The sequence below is a fragment of the Streptomyces sp. DvalAA-14 genome, from assembly GCF_900091855.1.
GTDB lineage: Bacteria > Actinomycetota > Actinomycetes > Streptomycetales > Streptomycetaceae > Actinacidiphila.
The window spans coordinates 1-5502 of sequence record NZ_FMCH01000365.1 but is presented as its reverse complement, the minus strand read 5'-3'; the positions used below and the strand labels follow the sequence as shown (position 1 = coordinate 5502).

Genomic DNA, 5502 nt, shown 5'->3' with positions numbered 1-5502 from the left:
TGCCGAGCAGCTCGTAGAGGTGCGGGGAGGTGGAGTACGTCTCCTCCGGGTCGTTGAACGGCAGGTCCAGCGCCTGTTGATCAGCTGCCAGCGCGGGATGTCGTCCCAGTCGACCAGGGTGATCGCCGTACCGTAGGCGCCGGCCCGGCCGGTGCGGCCGATCCGGTGCAGATAGGTCTTCTCGTCCTCGGGCGTCTGGTAGTTGATCACGTGCGTGACACCCTCGACGTCGATGCCGCGGGCCGCGACGTCGGTGCAGACCAGGACGTCCACCTTGCCGTTGCGGAACGCGCGCAGCGCCTGCTCGCGGGCGCCCTGCCCGAGGTCGCCGTGCACCGCGCCGGAGGCGAAGCCGCGCTTTTCCAGCTGCTCGGCCACGTCGGCGGCGGTCCGCTTGGTGCGGCAGAAGATCATCGCCAGGCTGCGGCCCTCGGCCTGCAGGATGCGCGAGACCAGTTCGGGCTTGTCCATCGAGTGGGCGCGGAAGACGTGCTGGGTGGTGTTCGCCACCGTCGCGCCCAGGTCGTCGGGGGAGGAGGCGCGGATGTGGGTGGGCTGTGACATGTAACGGCGGGCCAGCCCGATCACCGCGCCCGGCATGGTCGCCGAGAACAGCATGGTCTGCCGCTTGACCGGCAGCATGCCCATGATCTTCTCGACGTCGGGCAGGAAGCCCAGGTCGAGCATCTCGTCGGCCTCGTCCAGCACCAGCGCGCGCACCTGCTTGAGGTTCAGCTTCTTCTGGCCGGCCAGGTCCAGCAGGCGGCCCGGGGTGCCGACAACGACGTCGACGCCCTTCTTCAGCTGCTCGACCTGCGGCTCGTAGGCGCGGCCGCCGTAGATCGCGGCGACCCGGACGTTGCGGACCTTGCCCGCGGTGAGCAGGTCGTTGGTGACCTGCTGGCACAGCTCGCGGGTGGGGACGACGACCAGGGCCTGCGGGCTGTCGGTCAACTGCTCGGCGGTGGCGCGGCCGGCGTCGACATCGGCCGCGACGACGACACGGTCCAGCAGCGGAAGGCCGAAGCCGAGCGTCTTGCCGGTGCCGGTCTTGGCCTGGCCGATGACGTCGTTGCCGGCGAGGGCGACCGGGAGCGTCATTTCCTGGATCGGGAAGGGCGTGATGATGCCGACGGCTTCGAGGGCCTCGGCGGTCTCGGCGAGGATCCCGAGACTGCGGAAAGTCGTGGTGGTCAGGATGTTGCCTCTTCTGTGAGACGCGGCACTGTGCGGCAAGGGGGGTCGAGCAGCCGGTGCGCCGGAATGAAGACGGCGCCGGATACTGACCGCGCAGAGGTGTCGTACAGCCGAAAGGGGCTGTGAAGCGCGGGACCGCTGCCCTCGCTCATGCCGCGAGCGGGCCCCTCCCGATGGCGGGAAGGCGGTCGGTTCGGAGCCGATCGGGCCACCGACCGGGCATCCTGGTGTTGCACACGTCGCCCGCCGGATGATCGGAAGTGAACCGACTACCGACGGGTGCAATACCACTCTACCCCGGAAACACGTAACTGCACCCGATCAAATGTTTCGTTCGGGACGTCATCGGCATCCGCGGCCGTCCGTAATCGATCGGCGGGGTCCGCACACGGGTCTTTCCGCCGCGCCGGACTTGGCTATTGTGCGCAGCATGGAGACGCCTGACGAGACCATCACGCCCGCCCCCGCTCCGGCTCCCGTGGTCACCGGGATCGCCGCCCGGAACTGGGACGCCGCAGCGGCCGACCCGCGCTACCGGGCGGCCGTCGTCGACCTGCTGGGCGCGCTGGCGTACGGCGAACTGGCCGCGTTCGAACGGCTCGCGGACGACGCCAAGCTGGCGCCGACGCTGGAGGACAAGGCGGAGCTGGCGGCGATGGCGGCCGCCGAGTTCCACCATTTCGAGCGGCTGCGCGACCGGCTGACGGAGATCGGTGAGACGGCCAACCTGGCGATGGAGCCCTTCGGCGCGGCCCTGGACGAGTTCCACCGGCTGACCGCGCCGTCGGACTGGCTGGAGGGCCTGGTCAAGGCCTATGTCGGCGATTCGATCGCGTCCGACTTCTACCGCGAGGTGGCGGCCAGGCTGGACTCCGACACCCGCACGCTGGTGCTGGCGGTGCTGGACGACACCGGGCACGCCGGCTTCGCGATCGGCAAGGTGCGGGCCGCCATCGAGGCCGAGCCGCGGGTCGGCGGCCGGCTCGCGCTGTGGGCCCGGCGGCTGATGGGCGAGGCGCTGTCGCAGGCCCAGCGGGTGGTCGCCGACCGGGACGCGCTGTCCACGATGCTGGTCGGCGGTGTCGCCGACGGCTTCGACCTGGCCGAGGTCGGCCGGATGTTCTCCCGGATCACCGAGGCGCACACCAAGCGGATGGCGGCGCTGGGCCTGGCCGCGTAGCTCCCGGCCGGCTCCGCCCCGATCAGGCCAGGGTGGAATGCCGGCCCGGCCGGCTCGGCCTGGCCAGCAGGCTGAGCAGCGCCACCGCCACCACCAGGGCCACCGGGATCGTCAGTTCCAGCCGCCCGCCGCCGAAGATCGTGCGGGCGACGAGGCCGCCGGCCAGGGCCGCGGCCGGGCCGGTGGCCAGGGTGAGCGGGGTGCGGGGCAGCCGTGCGGGCAGCAGGACGGTGACCGCGACGGCGGCGGCGAGCCCGAGAACGGCGTAAGCGGCGGCTTCCCACAACATCCTGATCCCCTCCAGTCGGTATGGACCGGTCTGCTCAAAGGTCCTACCCCCGGGAGTGGCAACCCGAAACGGAGGGGCGGCCACCGGTCACAGCCGGTGGCCGCCCCTCCGGCGGCTGATGCGTGTCGGACCGGTGCCCGACCGTGTCAGAGCGAGGCGCCGAAGCCCACCCTGCGGGCGGCGGGTTCGCCGATCTCCACGTAGGCGAGCCGGTCGGCGGGGACCAGGACCTTGCGGCCGTGCTCGTCCACCAGGCTCAGCAGCTTGGAGGTGCCGGCCAGCGCCTCGGCGACGGCCTTCTCCACCTCGTCCGCGCTCTGCACGCTCTCGATGCTGATCTCACGCGGCGCGTGCTGCACGCCGATCTTGACCTCCACGGCTTTGGTACCTCCGACTGGTCGTGCGGTGTGCGCGGTTTCGCGCCGTTACGCTGCACAGACTAGCCCGGCCGGGGGTCCGGAATCGGTGCATCGCCCACGCCGTGAGCGAACACGGCCCGGAAGGGTTCAGTGGTGGCCCTGGCCCTCGGTGCCGTGCAGCGGAAAACCGGCGATACCGCGCCAGGCCAGCGACGTCAGCAGCTGCACCGCGGTGTCCCGCGGCACCTCGCTGCGGGTGGCCAGCCAGTAGCGGGCCACCACCTGGGAGACGCCGCCGAGGCCCACGGCCAGCAGCATGGCGTCCTCCCGGGCGAGCCCGGTGTCCTCCGCGATGACCTCGCTGATCGCCTCGGCGCACTGCAGGGAGACCTTGTCGACCCGCTCACGGACCGCGGGCTCATTGGTCAGATCCGACTCGAAAACCAGTCGGAAAGCGCCGCCCTCGTCCTCGACATAGGCGAAATACGCGTCCATCGTCGCTTCGACGCGCTTCTTGTTGTCCGTGGTGGACGCCAGCGCGGTGCGGACCGCGTGCAGCAGTGACTCGCAGTGCTGGTCGAGCAGCGCCAGATAGAGTTCCAGCTTGCCCGGGAAGTGCTGGTAGAGCACCGGCTTGCTCACACCGGCGCGCTCGGCGATGTCGTCCATCGCCGCAGAGTGATAACCCTGCGCGACAAAGACCTCCTGAGCCGCCCCCAGCAGTTGTTCACGTCGGGCCCGACGGGGCAGGCGGGTGCCGCGCGGCCGTGCCTGGGTCTGCTCGATGGCTGTCACGCCGCCTCCCAAATGGTGGTGAAGGAACGAATGGACACCTCACCGGCCATCGTACTTTTCGGTAACGACACTGTGGGCCGCGCGGACGCACATTCTCACTTCCTGGGACCGTTCACCCGGGATCGGCCGGGAATTCCGGCCGTGTTCAGCGGTAGTCGTCCTCATCCCCTTCGACCACCCGCCGCTGGTCCGCGGCGTCCGCCGGGTCGGCCTCGATCACCTCGTCCGCCTCCGGTCCGTCGACCGGCTCCCGCTCGGGCCGGATCGCGGACACCCGCTGCTCGACGGCGTCGTCCCGCGGCGCTTCCACGTCGAGCTGGTCGAGGTCGTCGAGGTTCTCGTCCGGTTCGAGATCGGGTGCGGTCCGCACCTCGTCGGCCGCGTCCGCCTCACGCTCGAAGCCGGAGATGTCATCGATGCTGCCTATGTCCTCGATGTCCCTGGACATGGCGCCTCCCTTCCCTGACTCTTCCATCTTCGCCGGTTGCCGTGCTCGTCGCCCATTCGGCGCTACAGGGGCTTCTCACCGCTTGTGGCCACGAACACACAATCGCGCGCGTGATCGTCTCGTAACATATGCCCATGCCCACGACGGACTCTGCTCAAGCGGCGGTCGCACCGGCCGCCGTACCCCCGGTGGGACCGGTGCTGGCGACCGGTGAAACCGCGCGCACGGTGGCGCTGCCCGGGCTCAGCCTCACCGTCCGGTCGCACGAGGACCGGGCCGGGGCCGAGGGCCACGAACCGGCGCTCTTCGTGCACGGGCTCGGCGGCTCCTCGCAGAACTGGTCGCTGCTGATGGACAAGCTGGCGGACCGGGTGACGGGGGAGGCACTGGACCTGCCCGGCTTCGGCCACTCGCCGCCGCCGGACAACGGCGACTACTCGATCGCCGGCCACGCCCGCGCGGTGATCCGGCTGCTGGATGCCGAGCGGCGCGGCCCGGTGCACCTGTTCGGCAATTCGATGGGCGGCGCGGTCACGGTGAAGGTGGCCGCCGCCCGCCCCGACCTGGTGCGCACCTTGACGCTGGTCTCGCCGGCGCTGCCCGAGCTGCGGCCGCAGCGCACCGCCTGGCCGACCGGCCTCGCGTCGGTGCCGGGCATGCCCGCGCTGTACGTACGGGCCACCCGGAGCTGGTCGATCGAGCAGCGCACCGTGTCGCTGATGGACCTGTGCTACGGCGACCCGTCGATCGTGGACGGGGCCGCCCGCGAGCAGGCCGCCGAGGAGTACCGGCGCCGGACCGAGCTGCCGTACTTCTGGGACGTGATGATCCGCTCGACCCGCGGCATCGTGAACGCCTACACCCTCGGCGGCCAGCACTCGCTGTGGCGGCAGGCCGAGAAGGTACTGGCGCCGACCTTGCTGGTGTACGGCGGGCGGGACAAGCTGGTGTCGCTGCGGATGGCCCGCCGGGCCGCCCGGACCTTCCGGGACGCGCGGCTGCTGACGATTCCCGACAGCGGGCATGTGGCGATGATGGAGCACCCGGAGCTGGTGTCCCGGGCTTTTCGTGATCTGCTGTACGCGGTCGCGGACCGTACGCTTCCGGCGCGCGCCGGACGTGCGGCGACGAGTCCGACGACCGAGGCGACCGGGAGCTGATCGAGGGCGTGGGCAAGCACAGCGCGACGGATGGCCAGGACGGCCAGGACAGTCCGATACCGGGCGCCGGCGGC

General features: G+C 70.9%; 6 protein-coding genes and 1 pseudogene. 2 read left to right on the top strand and 5 right to left on the bottom strand.

The genetic code is table 11. The features are described from left to right. Positions 1-1101: pseudogene (locus GA0115240_RS19030) on the bottom strand (DEAD/DEAH box helicase); the annotation flags it as partial. A gap of 526 nt (positions 1102-1627) precedes the next feature. On the opposite strand from GA0115240_RS19030, the gene GA0115240_RS19025 reads away from it, so the two are divergent. Continuing rightward, positions 1628-2377, top strand: coding sequence for a ferritin-like fold-containing protein (locus GA0115240_RS19025; RefSeq protein WP_093737882.1), 750 nt, complete (start codon positions 1628-1630; stop codon positions 2375-2377). A 22-nt stretch (positions 2378-2399) separates the two neighbouring features. On the opposite strand, the gene GA0115240_RS19020 is transcribed toward GA0115240_RS19025, so the two are convergent. The 4 genes from GA0115240_RS19020 to GA0115240_RS19005 form a co-directional block, all read right to left on the bottom strand. Then, on the bottom strand, positions 2400-2666 hold the full coding sequence (locus GA0115240_RS19020) for a hypothetical protein (protein WP_093737881.1): 267 nt from the start codon (positions 2664-2666) through the stop codon (positions 2400-2402). A 146-nt stretch (positions 2667-2812) separates the two neighbouring features. Then, complete coding sequence (locus GA0115240_RS19015) at positions 2813-3043, bottom strand: DUF3107 domain-containing protein (protein WP_093737880.1); 231 nt, start codon at positions 3041-3043, stop codon at positions 2813-2815. Between the two features lie 129 nt (positions 3044-3172). Further along, a complete protein-coding gene (locus tag GA0115240_RS19010; protein ID WP_093737879.1) occupies positions 3173-3820 on the bottom strand; it encodes a TetR/AcrR family transcriptional regulator in 648 nt (215 codons plus the stop codon). 145 nt (positions 3821-3965) lie between these two features. Beyond that, positions 3966-4268, bottom strand: a complete 303-nt coding sequence (locus GA0115240_RS19005) for a hypothetical protein (protein WP_237555016.1) — start codon at positions 4266-4268, stop codon at positions 3966-3968. 134 nt (positions 4269-4402) lie between these two features. Here GA0115240_RS19005 and GA0115240_RS19000 point away from each other — a divergent pair, with 134 nt between their 5' ends. Next, positions 4403-5428, top strand: coding sequence for an alpha/beta fold hydrolase (locus GA0115240_RS19000; RefSeq protein WP_093737883.1), 1026 nt, complete (start codon positions 4403-4405; stop codon positions 5426-5428). Positions 5429-5502: the final 74 nt, after the last annotated feature.